Below are 22,097 nucleotides of genomic sequence, written 5' to 3' on the forward strand. Positions count from 1 at the left end.
AGGCGTGCGACTTGGATCACGGAGTTTCTCCTTCCGGGTTGGTGCTGATCGCGTTCGATGCGCCATCGACGGCAGGCACGACGCGGTAATCGCCGTCCGGGCCGAGGCCATCGACACGGGCGAGTTCGGCGAGCCGGCGCGCGGCACCACGGCCGGAAAGCACGACCACGAGATCGATCGTCTCGGCGATCAGCGCGCGCGGGACGGTGACGACGGCTTCCTGGATGAGCTGTTCCATCCGCCTCAGCGCGCCGATGGCGCTGCCGGCGTGGATCGTGCCGATGCCGCCCGGATGGCCGGTGCCCCACGCTTTCAGCAGGTCGAGTGCCTCGGCGCCGCGTACTTCGCCGATCGGGATGCGATCGGGGCGCAGGCGAAGCGAGGAACGAACGAGATCGGAGAGCGAGGCGACGCCGTCCTTCGTTCGCATCGCGACGAGATTGGGCGCTGCGCATTGCAGTTCGCGCGTATCCTCGATGATGACGACGCGATCGGAAGTCTTCGCCACTTCGGCCAGCAGCGCGTTGGTCAGCGTCGTCTTGCCGGTGGACGTGCCTCCGGCGACGAGAATGTTGGCGCGGGAGGCAACGCCAATCCGAAGAGCATCGGCCTGTATGGCGGACATGATCCCGGCGGCGACGTAGTCGTCGAGCGTGAATACCGCGACGGCGGGTTTGCGGATGGCGAAGGCCGGTGCTGCGACTACCGGCGGCAACAGCCCCTCGAACCGCTCCCCCGTTTCGGGCAGTTCGGCGGACACACGCGGCGCGCCAGCATGGACCTCCGCGCCGACATGGTGCGCGACCAAGCGCACGATGCGCTCGCCATCTGCCGGCGACAGATGCTCACCGGTATCCGACAGCCCTTCGGAAAGCCGATCGATCCAGATGCGCCCGTCCGGGTTCAGCATGACCTCGACTACAGCGGGGTCTTCGAGGAACTGGGCGATGGCCGGACCGAGTGCCGTGCGCAGCATCCGCGCGCCGCGTGCAAGCCCTTCGGAATTGTGGTGCAAAACCGCCATTCGATCCCCGATCTCGCCGGGGAGAAGTCAGACGATCCCCAGACGGGGTCGATTAAAAGAGCCGGAAATGGGGCTGATTCAACAAGGATTTGATGACGTACGGCCTTGGCGAAGAAAAGACGGCGATCGGCGGGATCGAAGACTTGGAGCGATGGAATTCCGACGTTGCGAATTCAAAAGTGGATTGGATATTACGTATGCAATCTGCCAATCGCGAGACTGGCAGCTTAGGCGAGAAGCTCGCTTCCATGGGTTCGCATCCACGTCGCGAGCGAATCTAAAGTGCCGCGCAATGTCACGGCGAGTTCGCTTGCCTCGTACTCTACGCGGGGCGGCACCTCCGCGTAGATGGTCCGCTTCACGAGACCACGCTGCTCAAAGAGGCGCAGTTGCTTGGTCAGCTCCTTCTGCGTGATGGGTGCGACGGCCCGCTGCAACTCCAGGAAACGAATGGGACGTCCAGTGACGATCAAGCGATAAAGGATCGGAATGGCCCACTTTCCCGAAACCAGATTGACAAAATCAACCATCGGACAGCGTTCGGTCGCATCTGACCTCTGCGATATGTCGGCCGTTACCTTAGTTTCCATGAAGATTCCTAATAGTATCTAATCGGTGCCTACTATGCATTTGATACCATGAAAGCGATAATGCGGCCACCCACACCAAAGGAGGCACCGCATGGGACGTTTGGAAGGTAAGTTTGCACTCATCACCGGAGGCACAAGCGGCATCGGATTGGAAACCGCACGCCAGTTTCTTGCCGAAGGTGCAACGGTCGCCATCACCGGCCGGAACGAGGCTGGTCTGGAAGCTGCCGCACTGGACCTTTCTCCAGAGGTCGTCGCGATCCGAAGCGATGCTGGCGCCCTCTCCGATCAGGAAGCGCTGGCTGCCGAAATCATGGCGCGATGGGGGCGGTTGGACATCCTCTACGTCAACGCCGCCGATGTCTCCCATATGTCGTTGGAGGATTGGAGCGAGGATGTTTTCGACCGGCTCATGGCGAGCAATCTCAAAGGGCCGTTCTTTCTGATCCGGGCGCTGCTGCCACTGTTTTCAAACTCAGCGTCGATCATCCTGTGCGGCTCGGTCAGCGCGCATATCGGCTTGCCGCAAAGCAGCGCCTATGCCGCCAGCAAGGCTGGACTATTGTCGCTGGCGCGCACCTTGTCGGGCGAACTGATCGGCAGGGGCATAAGGGTGAATGGATTGAGCCCCGGTCCAACGGCGACGCCTGCTCTCGGCAAGCTGGGCCTTCCCAAGGACGAACAGGAAAAGCTTCAGGAAGAAATTCGCAGTCTCGTCCCGTTGGGCCGGATGGGAACGCCCCTTGAGCTTGCCAAGGCTGCCGTGTTTCTCGCTTCGGACGAGTCGAGTTTCGTGGTCGGAACCGAGTTGCTCGTCGATGGTGGAACGGGCAGCCTATAGCGGCGCGCCGACTTAGCTATTCTGGCTGTTTGCCATCATGATGTCGGGCGTCGATGTCGCGCGATATGTCCTTCAGGAATCGATCACCCGTAGCCAGCTTTCGGCCCAGCGTGTTCAGGAATCGGCCGAACCGTTCGGTGCCCTTCGCCTTGGCGGAAGCGTGCGCGCTTTCGGGCAGCGGCGGCGTAATGGTCAGCCAATATTCGACAAACAGTGAGAGCGTTTCGGCGACGATGGCGAGGTCTTCGTCCATACCGTCGATCTGGCGGCCGATCTTGTCCATACGTCGGGCGAACACCGCCTCCAGCCGCTCCGAGGCGTCCGCCGACAGAAAAGACGCGACGGCGGCTTCGATGATCGCGGATTTAGAGACGTTGCGCCGGAGCGACAGGGCTTCGACCTTCTTCAACAGGTCGGGGTCGAAATAGACGTTCATGCGGGTTTTCGTCTGCATGATCGTCGCCCTCACAGCTCGATGCCATCGGCCGGGTCCATCGTCGCCTGCCGGGCGTTCGATGTGACCTGAAGGCGGAGGCGGTCGGCCGTGGCGGCGTCCACATCGGGATCGTCGTCGAGCAGGTCGAACTCGCCGATCGCCTGGCGGTCGGGTGGCGCGATCTCCTCGTGCTCAGGCAATTCCGGCTCGCGGCGGATACCGGCATTGGCCGGATCGGCAATCGTGCTGCCGGCATTTCCCGGTGCGGTCCCTGTCGAGACAGGGGGGATCGCCAGTGCCGACCAGTCGTCGTCCGGCGGCGTTATCGGCGTCCTCGTCGCCTTCGGCGGCGGCAAGATGCGTTCCTTGAAACGAGCATCCTCGTAATAGCGCGCCTTCTTCGCCCGGACCGGCGGCACGCCCGCGACCAACAGCAATTCGTCTGTCGGAGGAAGCTGCATCACCTCGCCAGGGGTGAGCAGCGGCCGCGCCGTCTCCTGCCGCGACACCATGAGATGGCCGAGCCAGGGCGACAGCCGGTGCCCGGCATAGTTGGTGGAATCGCGCATCTCGGTCGCGGTACCGAGCGCGTCCGACACGCGCTTAGCCGTGCGTTCGTCGTTGGTGGCGAAGGCGACGCGCACATGGCAATTGTCGAGCACGCTGTTGTTCGCGCCATAGGCTTTCTCGATCTGGTTGAGGCTTTGGGCGATCAGGAAACTCTTGATGCCGTAGCCCGCCATGAAGGCCAGCGCACTCTCGAAGAAGTCGAGGCGGCCGAGCGCCGGAAACTCATCCAGCATCAGCAAGAGCCGATGCCGGTTGGCGGAGGTCTTCAGGTCCTCGGTCAGACGCCGCCCGACCTGATTAAGCAGCAGGCGGATCAGCGGTTTGGTACGGTTGATGTCGGAGGGCGGAACCACGAGGTAGAGGCTGACCGGCCTCTCCCCCGTCACCAGATCGGCGATGCGCCAGTCGCAGCGCTCCGTCACCTTGGCTACAACGGGATCGCGGTAGAGGCCGAGGAACGACATTGCGGTGGATAGGACGCCCGATCGCTCGTTGTCGCTCTTGTTGAGAAGCTCGCGGGCCGAAGACGCGATGACGGGGTGAACGCCGGCCTTGCCGAGGTGCGGCGTGCTCATCATGGCGCGCAACGTCGCCTCGACGGGCCGTTTCGGATCGGAGAGGAAATTGGCGACACCGGCCAACGTCTTGTCGGGTTCGGCATAAAGGACATGCAGGATCGCGCCGACCAGCAGCGAATGGCTGGTCTTTTCCCAATGGTTGCGCTTGTCGAGTGCGCCTTCCGGATCGACGAGAATGTCGGCGATGTTCTGCACGTCGCGGACTTCCTTGTCACCGCGACGCACCTCCAGCAGCGGATTGTAAGCCGACGACGCCGGATTGGTCGGGTCGAACAGCAGCACGCGGCCATGCTTCGACCGGAAACCGGCGGTCAGCCCCCAGTTCTCGCCCTTGATGTCGTGGATGATTGTACTGCCCGGCCAGGTCAGCAATGTCGGCACGACAAGGCCCACACCCTTGCCGCTCCTTGTCGGCGCGAAGCACAGCACATGCTCGGGGCCGTCATGGCGGAGATAGTCGCTGTCCAGCTTGCCGAGCAGCACGCCATCGGGACCAAGCAATCCGGCGGCGCGAATTTCCTCCGATTCCGCCCAGCGCGCCGATCCATAGGTGGCGACGTTCTTCGCCTCCCGCGCCCGGATCACCGACAGGGTGATGGCGACGACGATCGAGACCAACGCGCCCGACACCGCGATGCAGGCGCCTTCGACGAAGATCTGCGGCGCATAGGCGTCATAGCAATACCACCACCAGAGGAAGAGCGGCGGATAGTAGAAGGGCCAGCCGGCCACCTCGAACCAGGGTGGCCCAAGCTGCGCCTGAAAGCCGAGCCGCCACGCTGTCCATTCCGTCGCGCCCAAGATCGCGGTGAACACGATCGTCAGAACGAGGGCGACTTGTCCCCACAGGACACGGCTTCCTGACATAAGGGCTCCAATCAGCAAAAGAGACGGAGCCGATCAGAGAATAGCCGCTTCGGTCAAAAGCAACAGAAAATCCGTAACGTGCAGGTTTCGGATACCATGGCGAAGAAATAGGATGGTCAGCGCGGAGCCGAGCGCGCCTCTGCCGTCGCCTGTTCCAGAATCTTGCGGTAGCCGGTCTTCATCATCCATTGCGCGCGGGCCATGTGACTTTGCCAGCAAAGGCGCGTGCGGTCAGCTTCTGCCACCGGATCGCGATGCAGCACGATCCGGGCAACCTCGCGCCAGTCGGCACTATCTGCCTCGGCGTCGAGCAGGCGCAGATAGGTCACGAAATGCGCCTCGTCGTAGATCGTGATCTCCGGTGTGGTCGGCGCCAGATCATCGACATCGGGGTCAAGCTCGGGTCGCACCCGCATCGGACAGCCCTCCCTCGGACCTAGCGTCCAGAACAATCCCGAAATGGGATAATCCTGAATCAGGATTACCGGATCGGCTCCCCCTTATCAACGGAGAGCCGCCCCGAATGCAGAAATCCTTGCGCACGCCCCGACAAATCCTGCTGCAATCTCTCCTCGTCGAAGCGCGCAAGGCCAAGGGTCTGACACAAGCCGAGTTGGCCGATGCCTTGGGCAAACCGCAATCGTTCGTCGCAAAGTATGAGAACGGCGAGCGGCGGATTGATGTTGTCGAGTTCGTGGACATTACTGCGGTCCTCGGTATTGCCGCCAACGATCTCCTCGCGAAGATCGAACCGGCCGTCGCGAAAACGCCCCCGACAGCGCAATGAATACCACAGCAAATGGAGAATCGGATTGATCGTTCCTGGAATGATCATTCCGACGCTGGTTCCTCTCGTGTCATGGACCTCAAGGAGGTCATGGCGGTCAATCTGCGTCGGATTCGTCATGATCGGAACATGACGCAAGAAGAGCTGGCCGATCTCGCCCGCCTGAGCGCCCACTATATCGGCGCGATAGAACGCGCGGATGTATCCGCGAGCGTCACAGTGCTGGGACAGATTGCCCAAGCGCTGAAGGTCGAGCCGGGCGAATTGGTGAAGGCGTCAGACCGCGCCCGCTGACCGGCTCATCTGCGCGGCGAGGTCAAGCAGATTGAGCAGGGCCGGATTGCGGTTGTGCGGCGACCATACGGCGCTAAATCGCGCCCGTTCGGTCTCATCGGCGATCAGCCGGAACACGACGCCGGGAAACGGAACATGCGTCGTCGCCTCGCTGGTCAGCGTGATACCGTCACCCACCGCGACCATACCCATCAGTGTGTCACGCGCGACATCGCAACGGTGGATACGTGGCGAACGGTCCCGTTCGCTGATCCGGCGCACGACATGCTCGAACACTTGGGGGCCAGTGCCATCATGCCGGACGAGAAAGGTTTCGTCAGCGAGGTCAAGCCAGGTGATCGTCTCGCGTTCGCCCAACGGATGACCCGTCGGCACTGCAACCACCATCGGCTCGCACCATAACTGACGGGAATGGCAATCGGGTGCATTCACGGCTGCGACGACGAAGGCGACGTCGAGTCTGCCGTCGCGAACCATCGCAATCGTCTCCGCAGACCGGCCCTCCAGCACAGATTGCTCGATCATGGGATAGGTCGCTCGATACTGGCGACGAAGATCGGCGAGAAATCCGGCGGTGATGGGGCTATGCACGCCGATTGCAATGCGTCCCTCGGTTCCATCCAACATCGCGCCCGCCGTTCGCACCGCGTGATCGAGTTGCGCGATGCCGGCGGAGACGCCGGCAACAAAATGGCGCCCAGCCTCGGTCAAGCGCACTCCGCGATGGCGACGCTCGAACAGCAGGACGCCGAGGGCATCTTCGAGCCCCTTAATCCGGGCGCTGACACTGGATTGCGTCACGCCAAGAACAGCGGCAGCATGGTGGAAATTGAGCGTGTGGGAGACGACAAGGGCCTGCCGCAAGGCGGTCAACGGAATGCCATCAAGTCGGTCTCCGCTCGGCGTCCGACTGTTTATATTATGCTTGGATTTTCTCCACCGCATAGTTTGCGTCTCTTTGCCCCTACGTTGCAAACTAAACGCGCATCAGTCTCGTCGAATTACTGTTGAGTTCGATACCGCCGTTCTCGCCGACCAGGACGGTCCCGCCGAGATTGATCATGCGACGACCGATGCCGCAGTTCGGCTCAAGAGCGAAGACCATTCCCGCTTCAAGCACCCGGTCAGTACCCATTGAGGGGATCGGCAACACCTTGCCGTAGCGCGCCATTTCGGAGAGATCAGCGAGGCGTTCTCCCGCTCCAATCATCGTGTACGGTGTCAGCGAATGAATGAGGGGATGTACCTGCCAACAAGACTGCTCTCGCATTGGTGCCCGCATCGCCTCTACGACATCCGCAAAGATCGCTCCGACCCTAAGGGCCTTGACACCCGCCTCATAGGAAGCACGCGCCAAAGCGGCGGCGTCGTGGAAGTCAGAATGTACGTTGCCGACGGCGATCGCCGGCTGATGCTGGGTTTCAAGCATGCCGAACGATGAGAAGACCTCAGACAGGACGACATCGCCTTCTCGGATGGTGCGCGGCAACTGCGGTCGATAGAGCCATGCCGGTTGCCCCCATCCGACGAACTCTGGCCCGGAGCCGAGTAGAATCTGGCCGCAATAGCCGATATTGCTGGCGGCTGTGCCGAGAGCGGCTGCATAGATTTCATGCTCGCCGACACCCGGTCGGGTCGCATCGCGCATCGAGGCGCACATCTTCTCACCGACACCGGCCGACCACTTGAGGACGGCGATTTCTTCGGCGCTCTTGGCGGCCGTGCGGGCGAAGAAGTCATTGCCGACGGCTTCGAAACGCGCATCCGGTAAATCTTCGACAATTCCCTTCCACGTATTATAGGGAACTACACCATCGAAATAATATGGCGGATAAGGTTCCAGGCCGACGACACCGAACTTGCACCTCGCAAGGCCTCTATCTTCGATGATCTCGACGACGTTGGACCCCATCTTCCCGGCATAGATATTCTCGGACCTGATCCAGCTCTTGTGGCCGGTCGTCGCTGCCTGGATGTGATCCTCAATGACCGTCACCAGGAAAACAATGACGATGGGTTCTTCGCCCTTCGGGACGATGACGATCGAGCCGGGACGCTCGTTGGTGAACCATGCGTCGGGGGCATAGAAAGCGGGAAACGCTCCCTCGCGATCCCCATAAATGAGCAGGGCGTCGAGGCCGCGCTCTTCCATGAGCATGTTGGCGAGAGACCAGCGGCGATCGCGTTCTGCGAAAGAATAGGTCGGAACAATAGCGGACATAATTTTCCTTTCGCAACGATCAGATCCGAGCGCCTTGGATATCGGCTGTGCCAAGCGGAAGTTTCGCTGTGGCGCTCAGTTGATCGCCGTCCACTCTTCCTTGGATGTCGGCGTGCACGCGTCCGATCGGCGTGCCGATGCGGGCCGAAAATCGGAACTCCGCTCCATCAACGGTTCCGCCGGAGAATTCGGATCGACCTTTGGCGTTTTCGATAAAGCCAGACAGATCCGTTCCCTCAGCACGGAGCGTCATTTGCGCATCTTGTGGTCCGAGCGGTGTCTTGACCGTGATTTGGTAGATTCCATCGACTGGCATGGGTGCACCTCAAGGCAAGTTAATTAGTGACTTTCAAGTCATTAATCGAGCCCGAGGGTGCCGTCAACAAATTAGTGACCCAAGAGTCATTATTAGATAAGTCTGGCTTGTGCGGATTCGTTTTGGAATGCCCCCCGAATGTGCGGTCAGAGGGAGGAAATAGGATCAATGAGCAAGCGCCCCCCGCCCGCGGTGGCAGGACGACGGCGACGCAAAGAGGTGCCCCCCCCAAAGAAATCATCGCTATCAGGTTGGCAGAATTCTCCGAAGATGCTGGATGAGGCGATCTTTGAGAAGATCAACTTTGCTCTGGTCGAGCGTTACCGCCAGCGATGCAGGCGTGATGCGCACCCGACGGCGGCGATCATGGATAGCCAAAGCGTCAAGACGACCGAAGCCAGCGGGCCGTGCGGCTATGACGGCGGCCAAAAGATCAAGGGCCGCAAGCCGTCCAATCTAGTCGACACCGGCGGGCGGCGGCTGTTCAGCGAAGCGCATGCAGCCGATATTCAAGGCCGGGACTCGGGCGGTCCCGTGATCGAGGTTGCAAGACGATTTTACCCCTTTATCTCAAAAGTCTACGCCAGCGTGGAAATCGTGCGCAAAATCGCCGATCAAGTTGGCTTCGTCGTACCGCCCCTACGTTGGGGCGTGGAGCGAATTCGCCTCGCTCGGAAGATGTCGCAGGCTGGCAAAGGACTTGGAGGCCACAACCGAAAGCGCGAGAGCCCTCCTCTACGCCGCCGCCGTCATACTGATGGTCAGACGGCTCGCACGACCATCATGAGGTGTGCATGAAAAAATGGACACCTTCAAATTTTATGGGATGGACTCTTAGATTCGCAAGATGCCGGCGATATGACCGATCTCGGTATGTACGCTGTTGGGCTGATGCTTACTGCTCTGCCGGCGTCTTCGCGCTAAGCTTCAGGCTGAGCCAATTCGAGATTCTCGAAAATACCTGAGTAAGATGCGATATCCCGGCGCTATCGATCATCGCGTGGTCATAGTCCTCGTATTCCCAATAAGTGAGATTGGTTCTTGCTGAGAACGCGTCGCGGAAAGCTCTTGCCGAGGAGACGGGATTCGACTTGTCACGGACGCCTTGGACGACCAGCAGGAATCCAGAGGCTTTGAGCGCATCCTGCCATAATGGCCGATCAGCGATATCTGCCCACCAGCGATACGAATTCCCACCCCATCTCGCAGCGCTAAGCGGGTCGCGGAGCGCGTTTTCGATTTGTGCTTGCGCCTCTGCTGCCATTCCTGCCGGCAGAGTCTGAACAAAAGCGTCTCGGAACGGAATGCCGGTTGCGGATGAGAAAATCACAGTTGCGTTCGCATTCACGTCGGCGGCAAGTATTTGAACTACCGCCCCACCCTCGGACCCACCGAACAGGACGAGTTGCCCATTCCACCACCGTTCGGTCTTCACGGCATCTATGACGGCACGATAGTCGCGCACTCGCTGGCTGATCGTGTGTTTGGCCCAGAAGGCTGGCGAACAATCGTCCGGACCTTCTTGGATGTCGCCTGGCTCCACTCCATATTTCTCGACCGTAAGAACTGCGAAATCGGGGCGCAAACCTTTCGCCACCTCGACATTCCGGTTGTTTTCGACCGACCCGCAGCCCGACCCCTGTGCGATCACCAGGATACCCTGTCGATCGGAAGGGTGCTGACGGTCGAGATACCAGTCGATGTTCGAACCGTCTGACCGCTTAAGTGTGTGGTGCAGCGGAGCGGCGGCGACATTGGTGGCGATAGCAGCAAAAAGCGGAATAAATCGCAGCGAATGGAATAAAATCATCGACGGATCTCAAATTCTCTCAGGACCTAGCATGCGCGCGGATGAAACATAGAAAGTTCACCGTTTCAAAAGACCTGACAGAAACAAGGCGCTTTTCTGCGAGATCAAACTACGGACTTGCGGGCATAGGAGTCGCCTTGATCACGATTTTCCGGACAGAGTCCCGCAAGCGGCGCTGCGGACCGGGAAAATAATAACCGGAAAGTCATTATCGACACCTCTGCCGCCCGTCAACGAAATAGTGACTCATAGGTCATTAATTGATAATGATGCCTCTCGGCATACGCTTGGATGCCGTCAGATATCGGGCTGCAAGGGACGAAATAGGATCAATGAGTGAGCAAGCACCTTCGCCGGCGAGGAAAGGACGACGGCGACGCAAGGAGGCGCGCCCCCAGGAAATCATCGCTGCCGGTCTGGCCGAATTCGCGGAACATGGGTTCGAGGCGACCAGACTAGAAGACGTTGCTATACGTGCCGGCATCGTCAAGGGCACGATCTATCGCTATTTCGACAGTAAGGACGCGCTCTTTGAAGCGGCGTTATGGTCGGGCATCGCTCCGGCTTTCGAGACACTGCGGCAGGTGGTCGTTTCCTACGAGGGCTCGACCTTCGATCTTCTGACGCTACTCATCGAGCGTTTGTATGCGACCGTCTTCACATCCGATGTCGAATTATTAGCAAGGATCATCATCTCCGAGGGGCGACGATTTCCGGTCATCTCAAAACTCTACCATCAGCTTCTGGTGTGCCATGGGCGTGAGATACTACATCGAGCCATCGAGCGAGGCATCGCACGCGGTGAAATAGCACCATCGCCGCTGACCGAGACGCCGGAAGCTCTCATTGGCCCTATGGTCATGGCGCTCGTCTGGCAGATGATCTTTGCCCACCTCGATCCAATCGAACCTGCACGGTTTCTTGAAGCTCATCGTTATATGCTGAAGCTCGTTCTTGCAGACACGGAACTGAAAGAGAGGTCGGAAGAGGTCGACAAGTGAGACCGCCCGAAGGAGGAATCTGACGAACCGTGCGAGCGATGCGCCGTTGCGAAGGATAACAGGCGCGTCAATCCGAATATCTTAATGCGATCAACATTCCTGCCGTAACGAGCATCACGCCAATCGAACTAAAGGCGCTCGGTACTTCACCAAGCAGGATGAAGGCAGCAAGAATAGTGATGACTGGAACGGTTGCGGTGAAAAGAGAAACCCGACTTGCTCCCAGCAAAGTTACGGCGCGTGTGTAAACAAAGATCGAAATAGCACCGACCAAAATACCCTGGAACGCCCCCTGCAAGAGAAGCTCCGGCCATTGCGCCTTCAACAGCATCTTGCCGGGCAGAAGCACATAGATCGGCAGGAACATTAATGCGGAAAAGACCGCGACCATCGCGGCCGCTCCGATGGCCGGTAGCCCCAGACGCCTGACATAAAGACCATAACCGGACCAGCATCCGGACGCGAGCAACAGACAGGCATCGCCGATCAACAACGAGGAGGAAGCGTTCGCGAAGCCGTCCCAGGCCATAGCCGCGATGCCGGAAACGATGACCGCGAGGCTCATGCTCCGTCCTTGGCTCGGTGCTTTTCCGTCGAAGGTGAAAATCAGAAAGGCCGTCGTCAAGGACAAGGTGCCGTGCAGTAACACCGCGCCGTGCGCCGCCGGCGCGAGCGCGAATCCGGCATAGGCAAACAGGGCGAACCCCAACCCTCCCAAGACCGCCAGTGCGACGGCCTCGCTAAGGCGCAAGCCATTCAGGCCATGGCGCATCAGGATCGGAGACAGGATCAACCCGCCAATTCCGAAGCGCAGCGCGGCTATATCGGGCAAGGTGAGGGCGGTCGAGAATCCCATACGGGACACCACGACGAAGCCCGAAAACAAGATGACCACGCCACCGGCATAGAGGATCCCCGGCAGCCGGGCATGAGTTTTTATTCGCGTGCCCAATTCAGCCGTCACGTCGCACCTCGAACGAAATCCTGAACTGGTGCGAACCTAAGCGTCGTCACCTAAATAAGAGAAATTCATTTTTTGTGGCCTTCCAAATCGAATTTTTCTATATTGCCTCGATGTCGAAGCGACAGGGGGCATGCGGCATGAAGCTCCAGCAGCTCAGATTTTTCTGTGCGGTGGTCGAGAGTCGGTCCGTCACCGCCGCGTCCGAACGCCTGCACATCTCGCAACCTGCCCTTTCGGCAGGCCTGAAGGCCCTTCAAGACGATCTTGGTTCGCCGTTGTTCGATCGTTCCGGTGGTAAGCAGCGCATCGTCCCAACCCAACAGGCTCTGTTATTTTATGAACATGCGAAGGACATTCTGGACCGGTGCGACGTCGCGCGCGCCAGCATAGCCGAAGGCGGACAATCGCCCGCTGCCATGCGGATCGGCGTTCTCCGAACGCTCGCCAGCGACGATGTCGCGACCGTCCTCGGCTATCTCATGCGCTCCCCTTCTCCCGTTTGGAAAGCCCGTGAGGGAACGAATGCGGAGGTCGGCAAGTGGCTTGCGCAAGGACGCATTGATATCGCGTGGACATCGATCGAAAGGCCATCCGAGACCGCGCAGATTCTTTGGCAGGAACCTTTCGACGTTCTGGTCGCGCGGCATCACCGACTGGCCCAACGGGAGACGATCTGCATCACCGATCTGGTCAACGAAAACATCATCCTGCGAACTTCGTGCGAACTGAGAAGCGGGAAGCTCCAGTCCGCCGGCATCAAGCTTCGTGTGGTTGCGAGGGCGAGTCGAGATGATCTGGCATTAAAGCTGGTTGAACAGGGAACGGGCGTCGCCATCGCGCCGCGAAGCTTCGCGGGTGGTGACATCGTAGCTGTGCCATTTGCAGACGTAGACCTGTCGCGGAGCATTGGTCTGCGTTGGCGCCCTGGTCTGTCCGATAGCCATGTTGTCAGCGTTAGAGAGGCCATATCCGCTTGCGGTAGCGAACCTGATCCAAAGCGACAATCGGCGACGAGCAATGGCTCCCGACATTTGGTCGTCAGCAGGAGGAACGCCTGAATGCCGAGGCCGTTCGAATATCAGCACGCGTCGGAGGATTTCGACCGTTTTCTTTGTAAGCTCATTGAGCAGACAGAGCTCGCCACGCGCAACCAGGCTTACACGACTGTACAAGGGGTGCTCTATGCCTTTCGGCGACGACTCACATTGAAGGACGCAATTCGGTTCGCGGGCGTGCTCCCACCGATCTTGCGAGCAATTTTCGTCGCTGATTGGAACGTGGATGAGGTGCAGGCGCCATTCGAGGATCGTTCAGTCATGACCCGAGAAGCACAGTCCTTACGCAAGGACCATAACTTTTCTCCCGCAACATGCATTCGAGATGTAGCGGCCGCCTTACGAAGTTGCATCGACGAACGAGAATTCGATCGCGTGCTCGCCTCATTGCCGCCAAGGGCTGCGGAATTTTGGGATGTCTGAGCGTAATGCCTGTCAAAAATGAGCCTTACAACCGTCTCGCTCAATGGGGTGATAAGAGTCGAGCGTTCTATGCGGAGCTCCAGCCGACCGCACGGCATCGCTCCTTTATCGATCATCTTTTCATCTTGCAGGACTGTGGCGGTCTGATCCGCGCCGATGGCAGTCTATTCGCCTCATCGTTCTCCGAAATCGCACTCGTTCACAGGTGTCAGAGTGAAAGGACGGGTGGTTCTCGTCCGGTAACGGAATGGAAGGCAGTTCAACTTTCCCCTCGTTTCGGTCGGCGACCGAGGCAGCGCGAATTTCATGGCTGGATTGCGGGAGTGCGCAGCCAGATCCATGACGTGACTCTGAATGAAGCCTCACTCACTCGCCTCTCCGAGCAATTCGCTGCGATGATCGGGCCGGAGAGGGAGGCAGCTTCCATCGTTTCCGCGCTTGACGCCTGGATCGACTATCTAAAGCTTTGGCTGCAACCAGATGCATGTGTCGCCATGTTGCCCGATCGTCAATTGTCACGGACGGCTTTGGCCCAACGCGCTCGCGTGGCATCTTTTGCTGACGAGTGTGGTATCGCTCCGAGGTCCGTTCAGCGGCATTTCCGGAAATGCGTCGGGCTTCCGCCCAAACAATATCTTGCGGTCCAACGCCTGGAGGCTGCTCTGCACGAAATTGCGTTTGAGCAAGACAATCTGGCCTCTATAGCTCTCAAGGTCGGCTACTACGATCAGGCTCATCTGTCGGCGGAGGTGAGACGCCACACGGGCTTGTCACCGAGGCAGTTCCGCTTTTTGGCGCGAAAGCAACTAACCGAGAGTGTTGTCCGATTTTTCCAAGACCCAAATCTGCAAGGCCGGATAAATCTCGTCGTTGCGAATTCCACGACGGCCGACGAGGTATCCGATGACTCAATTCAATCCAAAAGACCCGAATTTTGAGGCACGCGTTCTGGCTGGGTTTAAGCGCCAGAATGCGATGGCAACCTTGGGGGTTCAAATCGTGAGTCTGTCGGCTGGCGAAATCGAGCTCAGCATGCCTTTTTCGACGGAATATGCTCAACAGCACGGTTTTGTGCATGCGGGTGTCATTGCAACCGCCCTCGATTCGGCGTGTGGGTATGCTGCCTACTCGCTCATGCCTGAGGACGCGGCGGTGTTGACCGTTGAATTCAAGATAAATCTGGTTGCGCCGGCTCAAGGCGACCATTTTCTTTTTCGGGCGCACGTACTCAGGCCAGGTCGTACCATTACAGTTTGCGATGCTCAGGCATATGCCGTTCGGGGCACGCAGGAAAAGCTCGTCGCGACGATGACTGGGACGTTAATGGCGCTTTTTGATCGAGAGGGCATAGCCCATTAGGCTTGGGGTCTACGCTTCGCAAGCTCCTGCAACGGGAGAGGCGATGGGTGAGCGGGCCGCGAACACAGGCCTCGGGCGAGCGAGCGATGCCACGCCATCGAGGTCCACCCGAACAAGGCCAACTCACGGCACCTGCAGTCTTCGGATCGAGCATCCACTGCGTTCTACAAGGATCTCCACCAAAACATCACACTCATCCGGGAGCACAATCTTGGTTCAGGGCCTCAGTCACATGACATTCATCGTCCGCGACCTCGATCGCATGCAGGTTATTCTCGAACGAATTTTCGATGCCCGAATGATTTATGATAGCGATGCGGAAACATTCTCTTTGTCCAGAGAGAGATTTTTCCTCATCGGAGAAGGTGCTGAACCCGTATGGGTCGCAACGATGGAGGGAGACCCGCTTCCATCGCGAACGTACAACCATGTCGCATTCAAGATTTCAAATCAAGAATATGATGAATATTTACAACGTGTTTACTCGCTCGGCCTGGAAGTTCGAGAAGGACGATCGCGTGTACCGGGTGAAGGGCAATCGATTTATTTCTACGGCGACGACAACCACATGTTCGAACTTCACACCGGAACGCTTGATGAACGCTTGAAGCGCTATTCGGAGGGCCGTTAGCAGTGATCCGGCAGTCCCTTTTGTTGCCTCCGGTGCTAGCCGCAGGGCCATGGTTCCAATCCCCTATTGGGGCACCAACTCGCCAGGACGCGGGCTTTGTCCCGTGTCGCGAAAATGTCCATTCCCCAGCGGAGCCCGCCGGTGATTGCCGTGGCTCACATTCGCGGTCTGAAAGAGCCCTACCTTGACACAGGCGCGTCCTCCCATTCTCGTTACGGGTGCGACAAGAGGTATCGGCAGGGCCGTCTCGGATATGCTCGCCAAGCGCGGGCATCATGTCGTGGGGATCGCGCGCAATGTCGAAGACGTTTCGTTCCCGGGAACGCTCTTGGGCTGCGATCTTACCGAGACGAGGCAGACAGATGAGGTGCTGTCACGCATATCCGAGGAGTTCGAGATCGGCGGCATCGTCAACAATGCCGGCATCGCCACCCCCCAACCGCTCGGTAGCATAGACATGATCGCGTTGCAGGCTGTAATGGACCTGAATGTTCGCGCCGCTATCCAAGCCACGCAAATACTCGTCTCGGGCATGAAAGCCAGAAACTACGGGCGTATCGTCAACATTTGCAGCCGGGCGATCCATGGGGCACGCGATCGAACTGCCTATGCAGCCGCCAAAGCGGCCCTCGTCGGCTGTACACGCACATGGGCGCTCGAGCTTGCAACTTTTGGCATCACCGCCAATGCCGTCGCGCCCGGTCCGATCGAAACAGAGCTCTTCCGCAAGACCCGCCCGATTGGCAGCGAGGCCGAACAGCAAGTCCTGTCGTCGGTTCCGATGGGACGATTGGGAACTCCGGCCGAGGTTGCAGTCGCGATCTGCTTTCTGTTGTCGGAAGAGGCGAGTTTCATCACCGGTCAGGTTCTGGCCGTTGACGGAGGTGGGAGTCTCGGTGGCCGGTGATCTCGCCACTGATGAAATTCCCAGAGAGACATCGAAGGCCCGCAACCGGCTTTGCCCGGTATCGTCGCGCGGTGCGGTGCGATGATCCGGTCTTGGCCGATCGGGCTTCTGCTCCATCCGTTGTTGCGCCCGCCGCGCGCATGGCAGCATCGGGTCGTGCGATGTCGGACGCGATTTCCGCGACGACGACGGCGTGGTGGAGGGAAACGGGCGGAACGCTGCGAAGTTGCTCGCGGGTGATTTTTCGCCGAGCGTCCCTGAAGTCGTCTCACACACCTCGTTCGGCCTGCTACTCTTCATCGGACACGGCCCTCGATCAAGGCTCCATACGCTCATTCATAAGCGACCGAATAGCCGGAAGCCGTTCGTGTGATCCGCGCGAAGCCGGGTTCGGCGAGGTGCATGCCGGCGATCAGGATTCGGTCGGCCGCCACACAGTCCAGCAGCCTCAATCGTGTCGCGGTTGCGAGTATCGCGTCCTGATCGAACGCGATCGACACCTCCGGGTGCGGAACCTGAATCTGCGGGAAATGAACGATGTCGCCCCAGACCAGCAGGATTTCGTCGCCCGAGTCGAGCCGATAGCCCGAATGTCCCGCCGAATGTCCCGGCAACGGTATCGCCGTGATGCAGGGCATTACCTCGCCGCTCTCGAAGGTGCGCAGCCTGTCGCGGTAGCCGTCAAACGCTCGACGCGCGACGAGGAAGTTTCCCCGCGCTCGCTCGCTGGCGCGGGCCAAATTGCCGTCGTCTCGCCAGAACGCGACTTCGCTTTCGTGGACGACAAGCTCAGCATTGGGGAACGCAGCCTGTCCAGACGTCCGCATCAACCCGCCGATATGATCGGGATGAGCATGGGTCAGCAGGATCGCATCGATGGCGGAGGGATCGACGCCCGCGCGTAGCAGATTTGTCACCAGCTTGCCGCCCCAGTATTTGATTCCGCCGGCACCGGCATCGATCAGCACGGTGCGGCCATGGCTGCGGATCAGATAGCAGTTGATGTGGATGGCAGCCGGTTCTTGTGCTCCCGCGTCGCGTTGCATTCGAAGCGCATCGGCTGGGTCGATGTTCGAGAGAAGATCGAGGTTGGCGGTCAGATACCCATCGCTGATTGCGGTGATAGCGACATCGCCAATCTGCCGGGTGGGAAAAATCGAAAGCGACATCGCGTATCTCCAAAGCGTGGATCAGTTGCGGGCGTGCAGGCTTGCGGCCGCATAGCCGAAGCAACGGATACGGGCGGTGAAGCCGGTCGCGCGCCGGATGGCGCTGTCGAGTTCTTCCATGAAGTGCTCCATGACTGGCGGCGTGCGGGACGCGGTGAGCCGGTAGCGGATGTCCACGAAGACCGGATGGCCGCGACCGTGCCGAACCGGAACGTAGACGACATGCACGTTGTCGAGCTCTGCTCGGAGAGTGCCGGTGCAAAGCTCGGTGCAGCGGTCGGTCAAATCCGAGAGCAGCGTGTCCGACGGCATGGCGTCCGCGGGCAAGAAGATCGTGACATTGGGCATCGCGATCTAGCGCCCCTGCCCGGCGGCACTGTCATCGCCCTTGGTCAACTGCGCTGTCATCGCTTCATAGACATGAACGTCGTCCGGCAGCCGATCGATTGCCGGCAGCCGGGTGCGGTCCATCTTGGCGAGCCAGCGTTGAGCCGGAAACTTCTCCAGCTCGACCGCCTGCATGGCGGATGGCGTCAAGCCCAACCCGATCAATGATTGCGGGCCGGTGGCGCTCACCACCAGCACTTCGTCAGCCCCCACAGCCAACGCCCGGTCCAGGCCGTCATAGAGATTGCGGTGCCAATCGGTGATGTGCTGTTGCCAGCGCGCGAAATTGCCGCCGCCCTTCTGGCGGTATTCCTCGCCTGTCAGCACGTCGTGGCCGTCGATCGTGTGCAGCGCGAGATAGACGGGGCAGCCGCCGCTCAGTGCCTTGAGCCGCTGCGATGTGTGAAAGCCGCTCACCGAGATGAGCGCCGGCAGCTTGTCCAGGCTGTAGAAGTCGTTCCACTCCGCCTCGCTGTCGGGATCGGCGAAGCTGCATTCCACCGTGTAAATCATCGGACCATCCTTGGCCGGGCGTGGGAGGCGACCGGCTTGCCTATAATTGATATTTGATCATGTTAGGCGTGCGATCCTCGGCTATATAGCGATATCGGATCATCCTTCAGTGACTATAAGTCATGGTTCGGAGGGTCACATTTCGATCATTCCGTGGAGACGCCTATGCGCCGCAAAATTCCCAGTCATTCCGCGCTCATGGCGTTCGAGGCGGCGGCCCGTCACGGCAGCTTCGCGCGGGCGGCCGACGAGTTGGCCCTGACTGAAGGCGCGATCAGCCGCCAGATCAGCCGGCTGGAGGCCTTTCTCGGCATCCTACTGTTCGAGCGGGTCGGGAATCGCGTGCGGCTCCGGCCGAACGGCGAACGTTATGCGGCGCAGGTTCGCGAGACGCTCGACCGGCTGGAACGCGACAGTCACTATCTGATGGGCCAGCCGGAGGACGGCGCGAGCCTCGACATCGCGACCCTGCCGACGTTTGCGACCCGCTGGCTCATTCCGCGTCTGAAGCGGTTTCAGGAACGGCATCCGAATATCACCGTGCATCTCGCCGAGCGGATGGAACCGTTCATTCTCTCCGGTAGCGGGTTCGACGCCGCCATCCATTTCGAGCACCCAGCCTGGACGGGGATGCGGACACACCGCCTGCTGCACGAGGTACTGGTTCCTGTCTGCCATCCGGCGCTCATCGCGCGGCAGGACCCGGCGACAGCTCTCGACAGACTGCCGCGCCTCCATCGCCGTCAGAACCCGGACGCCTGGCAGCTCTATGCCGAAGAGACTGGAATCACACTGACCAACCCGGCGATCGGCGCGCGCCATGACCTCCACGCCATGCTGATCGAGGCCGCACTCGCTGGCCTCGGGGTCGCGCTGGTGCCGCGTCTCTATGTCGACGCGGAAATTGCAGACGGTCGGCTGGTCGCGCCTTGGCCGGAGGGAACGTCGATCTCAAAGACCTTTTGCCTCGTCATGCCGGAGGCGATGCGGCTGAGCGAAAGACCGCTTCACGCATTTGCAGATTGGCTTCTCAATGAAGCTCAATCATCGACTGCAGAGAGATGAAGACGGCCAGCGGAACCATCAAACGCCTAAATCTCGCTGCCGCCCCAATTGCCACGACACCGATCCGCCACGGACGATGCCCGACACCTCGCGACCAAGCTGGCGGTCGATGGCCGGCCGCCACGGGACAAGGGTGAACTCGTGGGACTTCTCGACGATCGCGAACTTACCGCTAGATAGCTGCGTGGTCCCGGTGAAGGTGCCGGTGACGGTTTCACCGTCGGCAGCGGCACGAAACGGCAGCGATTTCTTGGCCGCCAGCTCCTCGCCCGCGCGGGCGACTTCGCGCTCCTGAAGCTTGGCGATCAGGTTGCGCCGATACGCGATCCTGCCATCCGGCTGAGGAGCGGCATCGCCATGCTCGATATGATGTTCACGGCGGCGATCCATCGCCTCGCGCACCTGTTCGCCGAACCCTGACGCTGACAGATCCGACTCCCCCGCGCCCACCAGCCGCCGGTCGAGCCAGGTCGCACCGTCTGATCCAATTTGGCGTTCGAGGTCGAAAGCGGAAAGGACGCGGATATTGGCGCGGGTACTACGCCCGGCATCATAGACGGCGGCGCGTGCCTCGAAGTCGTCCGGGATGCGCCAATGATCGGCGTCGATCCGCTCGGTGATCCCGGCGCGGCGCAACGCCTCCAGCCGACGGACATGGGCATCGACGAAGCCGTCATAATCGCCGTTCGGCACACGCCCTTCGAACCGCGCCTGCTCAAGATGGCGGCTCGGCCGATAGAGGCCGTCTTCGACCATGCCGGCGATGGCGCGATCGGATGGGCGGCCGGTGCTCTCCGCCGGCCCGATCTCGATGACGCTGCCGATGTGGGCGTCCTCGACCCGCGCCGGGTCGACGCCGGAGACATGGTGCGTGCGTCCGTCGATGCCATCGATCAGCAGCGTCAGGTTCTCGCCCAACTCGTCGGTGAGATGCTTGTCGATGACGCGGCCGACGATCAGCGTCGCGGGCGCGTCATCGTGAATCTGAAAACTCATCGGGTCGCGCTCGGCGCCGTCGGCCCGGAGCACCTTCTGCATGGTGCGGATGATGTCGCCGCGCTCGCCCATCCCGCGCAGGGTCGACTCCAACCGCTCGCTCAGTTCCCAAACGCCCGGCGCGTGCTCGGTGGCCAGCCCCATGTCCTCAAGCTTGCCGAGACGGCGCAGTCGCATCGTCCGATCGGACTGGCCGCGCATGTCGTCCGGCTCATGGCGCAGGTCGATAAAGCGCTCCTCCGCCTCGGCGATCATCGCCCGGTCGATGCGGGTCAAGCGGTGCTGGTCGATCTCCGCCATGAGCTTGCGACGCTGCTCGATCTCGGTGACGGGGCCGAGTTCCAGCGTTGCCAGTTCGCTCGCGCGCTCGCGGATGCCATTGGCGAGATAGTCGCCGTTGATGACGAGATCCTCGCGGAGATCGTCGCGGCCGTTGACGATGATATGCACATGCGGGTGGCCGGTGTTGTGGTGATTGACCGCGACCCAATCGAGCTTGGTGCCGAGGTCGGCTTCCATTTGCGCCATCAACTCGCGGATATGGCCGGTGAGGTCAGCGAGATCGGCGGCGTCCTCGGGCGAGACGATGAAACGGAACTGATGGCGATCATCCTTGCCGCGATCGAGGAAGGCGCCGCCGTTGGCGTGATCCTCGGTGGCGGAATAGAGTTGGCCGTGCTCGCCATCGCGGGACGTGCCGTCGCGCTGGATGTAGCGCAGATGGGCGGCGGCCTTGCCGTTCCGGCCCGCGCCCCGGACGGACCGGGATTTGACGATGACGCGGCGGCTGCCGGGCTGGCGATGGCTCCAGCCGTTCGATAGGTTGCGGGCGCGCACGAAGGCCGCGCCGCGTCCGCGCTGCACGCCCCGGCCAGAAGCGACAACGCTCCTGTTTTTCGCCGCCCGCCCAAGGCCGCTGTCCTTTGCCGACCGGCTTCGGCCGGACGCCGCCTGCTGCTGGCGCGTGACCTTCCGCACCTTGCTGAGGAAGCTCTTGGCCTGTCCAGCTTTCGCGCCGTCAGATCGGACGCGGCCAGGCTTCGGCCGGAAGCGGTTTTCGTCATCGCCGCTCATGGCCGATCCGCCTGAAACTGCCGATTGCGGACAGGAGTGCCACGAGAAACGCAGGAAATGCTGGCTTTGCCGCGCCTCGCGGCACCATGCCGGCCCGGCGAGGGTGCCACCCCAAACAGTGTGCAGACAAGGGCTTGCCCTGCGGATCGGACCCATAGGGTGCCGTCCGCTTTAATCTTGCCCTCCGCCCTTTGCCCCTTCGTGCCCCTCCTGCTGATG

General features: G+C 60.5%; 26 protein-coding genes. 12 read left to right on the forward strand and 14 right to left on the reverse strand.

The window, feature by feature from the left end; translation table 11 throughout:
• Positions 1 to 16 precede the first annotated feature (16 nt).
• Entirely contained in the window at positions 17 to 1,024 is a 1,008-nt protein-coding gene (gene trbB, locus L0966_RS04215; protein ID WP_234050568.1) for a P-type conjugative transfer ATPase TrbB, read from the reverse strand.
• A 227-nt stretch (positions 1,025 to 1,251) separates the two neighbouring features.
• Positions 1,252 to 1,614, reverse strand: coding sequence for a helix-turn-helix domain-containing protein (locus L0966_RS04220; RefSeq protein WP_234050569.1), 363 nt, complete (start codon positions 1,612 to 1,614; stop codon positions 1,252 to 1,254).
• 91 nt (positions 1,615 to 1,705) lie between these two features.
• Here L0966_RS04220 and L0966_RS04225 point away from each other — a divergent pair, with 91 nt between their 5' ends.
• A complete protein-coding gene (locus tag L0966_RS04225) occupies positions 1,706 to 2,455 on the forward strand; it encodes an SDR family oxidoreductase (RefSeq protein ID WP_234050570.1) in 750 nt (249 codons plus the stop codon).
• 16 nt (positions 2,456 to 2,471) lie between these two features.
• Here the strand turns inward: L0966_RS04225 and L0966_RS04230 are convergent, their stop codons facing one another.
• The 3 genes from L0966_RS04230 to L0966_RS04240 all read right to left on the reverse strand — a co-directional run bounded on the left by L0966_RS04230 (position 2,472) and on the right by L0966_RS04240 (position 5,322).
• Positions 2,472 to 2,909: a CopG family transcriptional regulator gene (locus tag L0966_RS04230; protein WP_234050571.1), complete on the reverse strand. Its 438-nt coding sequence runs from the start codon at positions 2,907 to 2,909 to the stop codon at positions 2,472 to 2,474.
• Between the two features lie 11 nt (positions 2,910 to 2,920).
• Entirely contained in the window at positions 2,921 to 4,906 is a 1,986-nt protein-coding gene (locus tag L0966_RS04235; RefSeq protein WP_234050572.1) for a conjugal transfer protein TraG, read from the reverse strand.
• A gap of 116 nt (positions 4,907 to 5,022) precedes the next feature.
• Positions 5,023 to 5,322, reverse strand: coding sequence for a DNA -binding domain-containing protein (locus L0966_RS04240; protein ID WP_234050573.1), 300 nt, complete (start codon positions 5,320 to 5,322; stop codon positions 5,023 to 5,025).
• 107 nt (positions 5,323 to 5,429) lie between these two features.
• Between L0966_RS04240 and L0966_RS04245 the strand changes: the two genes are divergently transcribed.
• Entirely contained in the window at positions 5,430 to 5,693 is a 264-nt protein-coding gene (locus L0966_RS04245; protein ID WP_234050574.1) for a helix-turn-helix domain-containing protein, read from the forward strand.
• 72 nt (positions 5,694 to 5,765) lie between these two features.
• Positions 5,766 to 5,987 (forward strand): helix-turn-helix domain-containing protein, encoded by a 222-nt coding sequence (locus tag L0966_RS04250; RefSeq protein ID WP_234050575.1) that lies wholly within the window; start codon positions 5,766 to 5,768, stop codon positions 5,985 to 5,987.
• On the opposite strand, the gene L0966_RS04255 is transcribed toward L0966_RS04250, so the two are convergent.
• The 3 genes from L0966_RS04255 to L0966_RS04265 all read right to left on the reverse strand — a co-directional run bounded on the left by L0966_RS04255 (position 5,970) and on the right by L0966_RS04265 (position 8,524).
• A complete protein-coding gene (locus L0966_RS04255; RefSeq protein WP_234050576.1) occupies positions 5,970 to 6,860 on the reverse strand; it encodes a LysR family transcriptional regulator in 891 nt (296 codons plus the stop codon). The genes L0966_RS04250 and L0966_RS04255 overlap by 18 nt on opposite strands.
• Positions 6,861 to 6,963: 103 nt before the next feature.
• Positions 6,964 to 8,208: a Xaa-Pro peptidase family protein gene (locus L0966_RS04260; RefSeq protein ID WP_234050577.1), complete on the reverse strand. Its 1,245-nt coding sequence runs from the start codon at positions 8,206 to 8,208 to the stop codon at positions 6,964 to 6,966.
• Positions 8,209 to 8,227: 19 nt separating this feature from the next.
• On the reverse strand, positions 8,228 to 8,524 hold the full coding sequence (locus L0966_RS04265) for a hypothetical protein (protein ID WP_234050578.1): 297 nt from the start codon (positions 8,522 to 8,524) through the stop codon (positions 8,228 to 8,230).
• 270 nt (positions 8,525 to 8,794) lie between these two features.
• On the opposite strand from L0966_RS04265, the gene L0966_RS04270 reads away from it, so the two are divergent.
• Positions 8,795 to 9,322 carry a transposase gene (locus L0966_RS04270; RefSeq protein ID WP_234050579.1) on the forward strand — a complete coding sequence of 176 codons (528 nt, stop codon included), beginning with the start codon at positions 8,795 to 8,797 and terminating at the stop codon, positions 9,320 to 9,322.
• 97 nt (positions 9,323 to 9,419) lie between these two features.
• Here the strand turns inward: L0966_RS04270 and L0966_RS04275 are convergent, their stop codons facing one another.
• Positions 9,420 to 10,334, reverse strand: a complete 915-nt coding sequence (locus L0966_RS04275) for an alpha/beta hydrolase (RefSeq protein ID WP_234050580.1) — start codon at positions 10,332 to 10,334, stop codon at positions 9,420 to 9,422.
• Between the two features lie 332 nt (positions 10,335 to 10,666).
• On the opposite strand from L0966_RS04275, the gene L0966_RS04280 reads away from it, so the two are divergent.
• Complete coding sequence (locus L0966_RS04280) at positions 10,667 to 11,335, forward strand: TetR/AcrR family transcriptional regulator (protein WP_234050581.1); 669 nt, start codon at positions 10,667 to 10,669, stop codon at positions 11,333 to 11,335.
• 67 nt (positions 11,336 to 11,402) lie between these two features.
• Here L0966_RS04280 and L0966_RS22435 read toward each other — a convergent pair whose 3' ends face one another.
• Positions 11,403 to 12,299, reverse strand: coding sequence for a DMT family transporter (locus L0966_RS22435; RefSeq protein ID WP_234050582.1), 897 nt, complete (start codon positions 12,297 to 12,299; stop codon positions 11,403 to 11,405).
• 137 nt (positions 12,300 to 12,436) lie between these two features.
• Here L0966_RS22435 and L0966_RS04290 point away from each other — a divergent pair, with 137 nt between their 5' ends.
• The 6 genes from L0966_RS04290 to L0966_RS04315 all read left to right on the forward strand — a co-directional run bounded on the left by L0966_RS04290 (position 12,437) and on the right by L0966_RS04315 (position 16,674).
• Entirely contained in the window at positions 12,437 to 13,357 is a 921-nt protein-coding gene (locus L0966_RS04290; protein WP_234050583.1) for a LysR family transcriptional regulator, read from the forward strand.
• Positions 13,358 to 13,777, forward strand: coding sequence for a DUF2267 domain-containing protein (locus L0966_RS04295; protein WP_234050584.1), 420 nt, complete (start codon positions 13,358 to 13,360; stop codon positions 13,775 to 13,777). It abuts the gene before it with no gap.
• Between the two features lie 5 nt (positions 13,778 to 13,782).
• The gene (locus tag L0966_RS04300; RefSeq protein WP_234050585.1) at positions 13,783 to 14,715 is read left to right on the forward strand and encodes an AraC family transcriptional regulator; all 933 of its coding nucleotides are present in this window, start codon (positions 13,783 to 13,785) and stop codon (positions 14,713 to 14,715) included.
• Positions 14,681 to 15,136: a PaaI family thioesterase gene (locus L0966_RS04305; protein ID WP_234050586.1), complete on the forward strand. Its 456-nt coding sequence runs from the start codon at positions 14,681 to 14,683 to the stop codon at positions 15,134 to 15,136. The genes L0966_RS04300 and L0966_RS04305 overlap by 35 nt, the downstream gene beginning before the upstream one ends.
• Positions 15,137 to 15,347: 211 nt before the next feature.
• Positions 15,348 to 15,767, forward strand: coding sequence for a FosX/FosE/FosI family fosfomycin resistance hydrolase (gene fosX, locus L0966_RS04310; RefSeq protein ID WP_234050587.1), 420 nt, complete (start codon positions 15,348 to 15,350; stop codon positions 15,765 to 15,767).
• A 184-nt stretch (positions 15,768 to 15,951) separates the two neighbouring features.
• The gene (locus L0966_RS04315) at positions 15,952 to 16,674 is read left to right on the forward strand and encodes an SDR family oxidoreductase (protein ID WP_255684183.1); all 723 of its coding nucleotides are present in this window, start codon (positions 15,952 to 15,954) and stop codon (positions 16,672 to 16,674) included.
• Between the two features lie 332 nt (positions 16,675 to 17,006).
• On the opposite strand, the gene L0966_RS04320 is transcribed toward L0966_RS04315, so the two are convergent.
• Genes L0966_RS04320 through L0966_RS04330 form a run of 3 tightly spaced genes read right to left on the reverse strand, consistent with a single transcriptional unit; the run spans position 17,007 to position 18,743 of the window.
• A complete protein-coding gene (locus L0966_RS04320; protein ID WP_234050589.1) occupies positions 17,007 to 17,843 on the reverse strand; it encodes an MBL fold metallo-hydrolase in 837 nt (278 codons plus the stop codon).
• Positions 17,844 to 17,864: 21 nt separating this feature from the next.
• Complete coding sequence (locus L0966_RS04325; RefSeq protein WP_234050590.1) at positions 17,865 to 18,191, reverse strand: hypothetical protein; 327 nt, start codon at positions 18,189 to 18,191, stop codon at positions 17,865 to 17,867.
• Positions 18,192 to 18,197: 6 nt separating this feature from the next.
• On the reverse strand, positions 18,198 to 18,743 hold the full coding sequence (locus tag L0966_RS04330; RefSeq protein ID WP_234050591.1) for a sugar ABC transporter: 546 nt from the start codon (positions 18,741 to 18,743) through the stop codon (positions 18,198 to 18,200).
• Between the two features lie 165 nt (positions 18,744 to 18,908).
• Here L0966_RS04330 and L0966_RS04335 point away from each other — a divergent pair, with 165 nt between their 5' ends.
• Entirely contained in the window at positions 18,909 to 19,808 is a 900-nt protein-coding gene (locus tag L0966_RS04335) for a LysR substrate-binding domain-containing protein (RefSeq protein WP_234050592.1), read from the forward strand.
• An 18-nt stretch (positions 19,809 to 19,826) separates the two neighbouring features.
• On the opposite strand, the gene L0966_RS04340 is transcribed toward L0966_RS04335, so the two are convergent.
• Positions 19,827 to 21,878: a relaxase/mobilization nuclease domain-containing protein gene (locus tag L0966_RS04340; RefSeq protein ID WP_234050593.1), complete on the reverse strand. Its 2,052-nt coding sequence runs from the start codon at positions 21,876 to 21,878 to the stop codon at positions 19,827 to 19,829.
• Between the last annotated feature and the right edge of the window lie 219 nt (positions 21,879 to 22,097).

Origin of the sequence: Xanthobacter sp. NM-59 (assembly GCF_021401125.1) — a bacterium.
Lineage (GTDB): Bacteria > Pseudomonadota > Alphaproteobacteria > Rhizobiales > Xanthobacteraceae > Xanthobacter.

What these genes read in the sequence shown, in the direction of transcription:
- trbB (WP_234050568.1), bottom strand. Translation starts at nt 1,024, where the DNA reads ATGGCGGTTTTGCACCACAATTCCGAAGGGCTTGCACGCGGCGCGCGG.
- L0966_RS04220 (WP_234050569.1), bottom strand. Translation starts at nt 1,614, where the DNA reads ATGGAAACTAAGGTAACGGCCGACATATCGCAGAGGTCAGATGCGACC.
- L0966_RS04225 (WP_234050570.1), top strand. Translation starts at nt 1,706, where the DNA reads ATGGGACGTTTGGAAGGTAAGTTTGCACTCATCACCGGAGGCACAAGC.
- L0966_RS04230 (WP_234050571.1), bottom strand. Translation starts at nt 2,909, where the DNA reads ATGCAGACGAAAACCCGCATGAACGTCTATTTCGACCCCGACCTGTTG.
- L0966_RS04235 (WP_234050572.1), bottom strand. Translation starts at nt 4,906, where the DNA reads ATGTCAGGAAGCCGTGTCCTGTGGGGACAAGTCGCCCTCGTTCTGACG.
- L0966_RS04240 (WP_234050573.1), bottom strand. Translation starts at nt 5,322, where the DNA reads ATGCGGGTGCGACCCGAGCTTGACCCCGATGTCGATGATCTGGCGCCG.
- L0966_RS04245 (WP_234050574.1), top strand. Translation starts at nt 5,430, where the DNA reads ATGCAGAAATCCTTGCGCACGCCCCGACAAATCCTGCTGCAATCTCTC.
- L0966_RS04250 (WP_234050575.1), top strand. Translation starts at nt 5,766, where the DNA reads ATGGACCTCAAGGAGGTCATGGCGGTCAATCTGCGTCGGATTCGTCAT.
- L0966_RS04260 (WP_234050577.1), bottom strand. Translation starts at nt 8,208, where the DNA reads ATGTCCGCTATTGTTCCGACCTATTCTTTCGCAGAACGCGATCGCCGC.
- L0966_RS04265 (WP_234050578.1), bottom strand. Translation starts at nt 8,524, where the DNA reads ATGCCAGTCGATGGAATCTACCAAATCACGGTCAAGACACCGCTCGGA.
- L0966_RS04270 (WP_234050579.1), top strand. Translation starts at nt 8,795, where the DNA reads ATGCTGGATGAGGCGATCTTTGAGAAGATCAACTTTGCTCTGGTCGAG.
- L0966_RS04275 (WP_234050580.1), bottom strand. Translation starts at nt 10,334, where the DNA reads ATGATTTTATTCCATTCGCTGCGATTTATTCCGCTTTTTGCTGCTATC.
- L0966_RS04280 (WP_234050581.1), top strand. Translation starts at nt 10,667, where the DNA reads ATGAGTGAGCAAGCACCTTCGCCGGCGAGGAAAGGACGACGGCGACGC.
- L0966_RS04290 (WP_234050583.1), top strand. Translation starts at nt 12,437, where the DNA reads ATGAAGCTCCAGCAGCTCAGATTTTTCTGTGCGGTGGTCGAGAGTCGG.
- L0966_RS04295 (WP_234050584.1), top strand. Translation starts at nt 13,358, where the DNA reads ATGCCGAGGCCGTTCGAATATCAGCACGCGTCGGAGGATTTCGACCGT.
- L0966_RS04300 (WP_234050585.1), top strand. Translation starts at nt 13,783, where the DNA reads ATGCCTGTCAAAAATGAGCCTTACAACCGTCTCGCTCAATGGGGTGAT.
- L0966_RS04305 (WP_234050586.1), top strand. Translation starts at nt 14,681, where the DNA reads ATGACTCAATTCAATCCAAAAGACCCGAATTTTGAGGCACGCGTTCTG.
- L0966_RS04320 (WP_234050589.1), bottom strand. Translation starts at nt 17,843, where the DNA reads ATGTCGCTTTCGATTTTTCCCACCCGGCAGATTGGCGATGTCGCTATC.
- L0966_RS04325 (WP_234050590.1), bottom strand. Translation starts at nt 18,191, where the DNA reads ATGCCCAATGTCACGATCTTCTTGCCCGCGGACGCCATGCCGTCGGAC.
- L0966_RS04330 (WP_234050591.1), bottom strand. Translation starts at nt 18,743, where the DNA reads ATGATTTACACGGTGGAATGCAGCTTCGCCGATCCCGACAGCGAGGCG.
- L0966_RS04335 (WP_234050592.1), top strand. Translation starts at nt 18,909, where the DNA reads ATGCGCCGCAAAATTCCCAGTCATTCCGCGCTCATGGCGTTCGAGGCG.
- L0966_RS04340 (WP_234050593.1), bottom strand. Translation starts at nt 21,878, where the DNA reads ATGAGCGGCGATGACGAAAACCGCTTCCGGCCGAAGCCTGGCCGCGTC.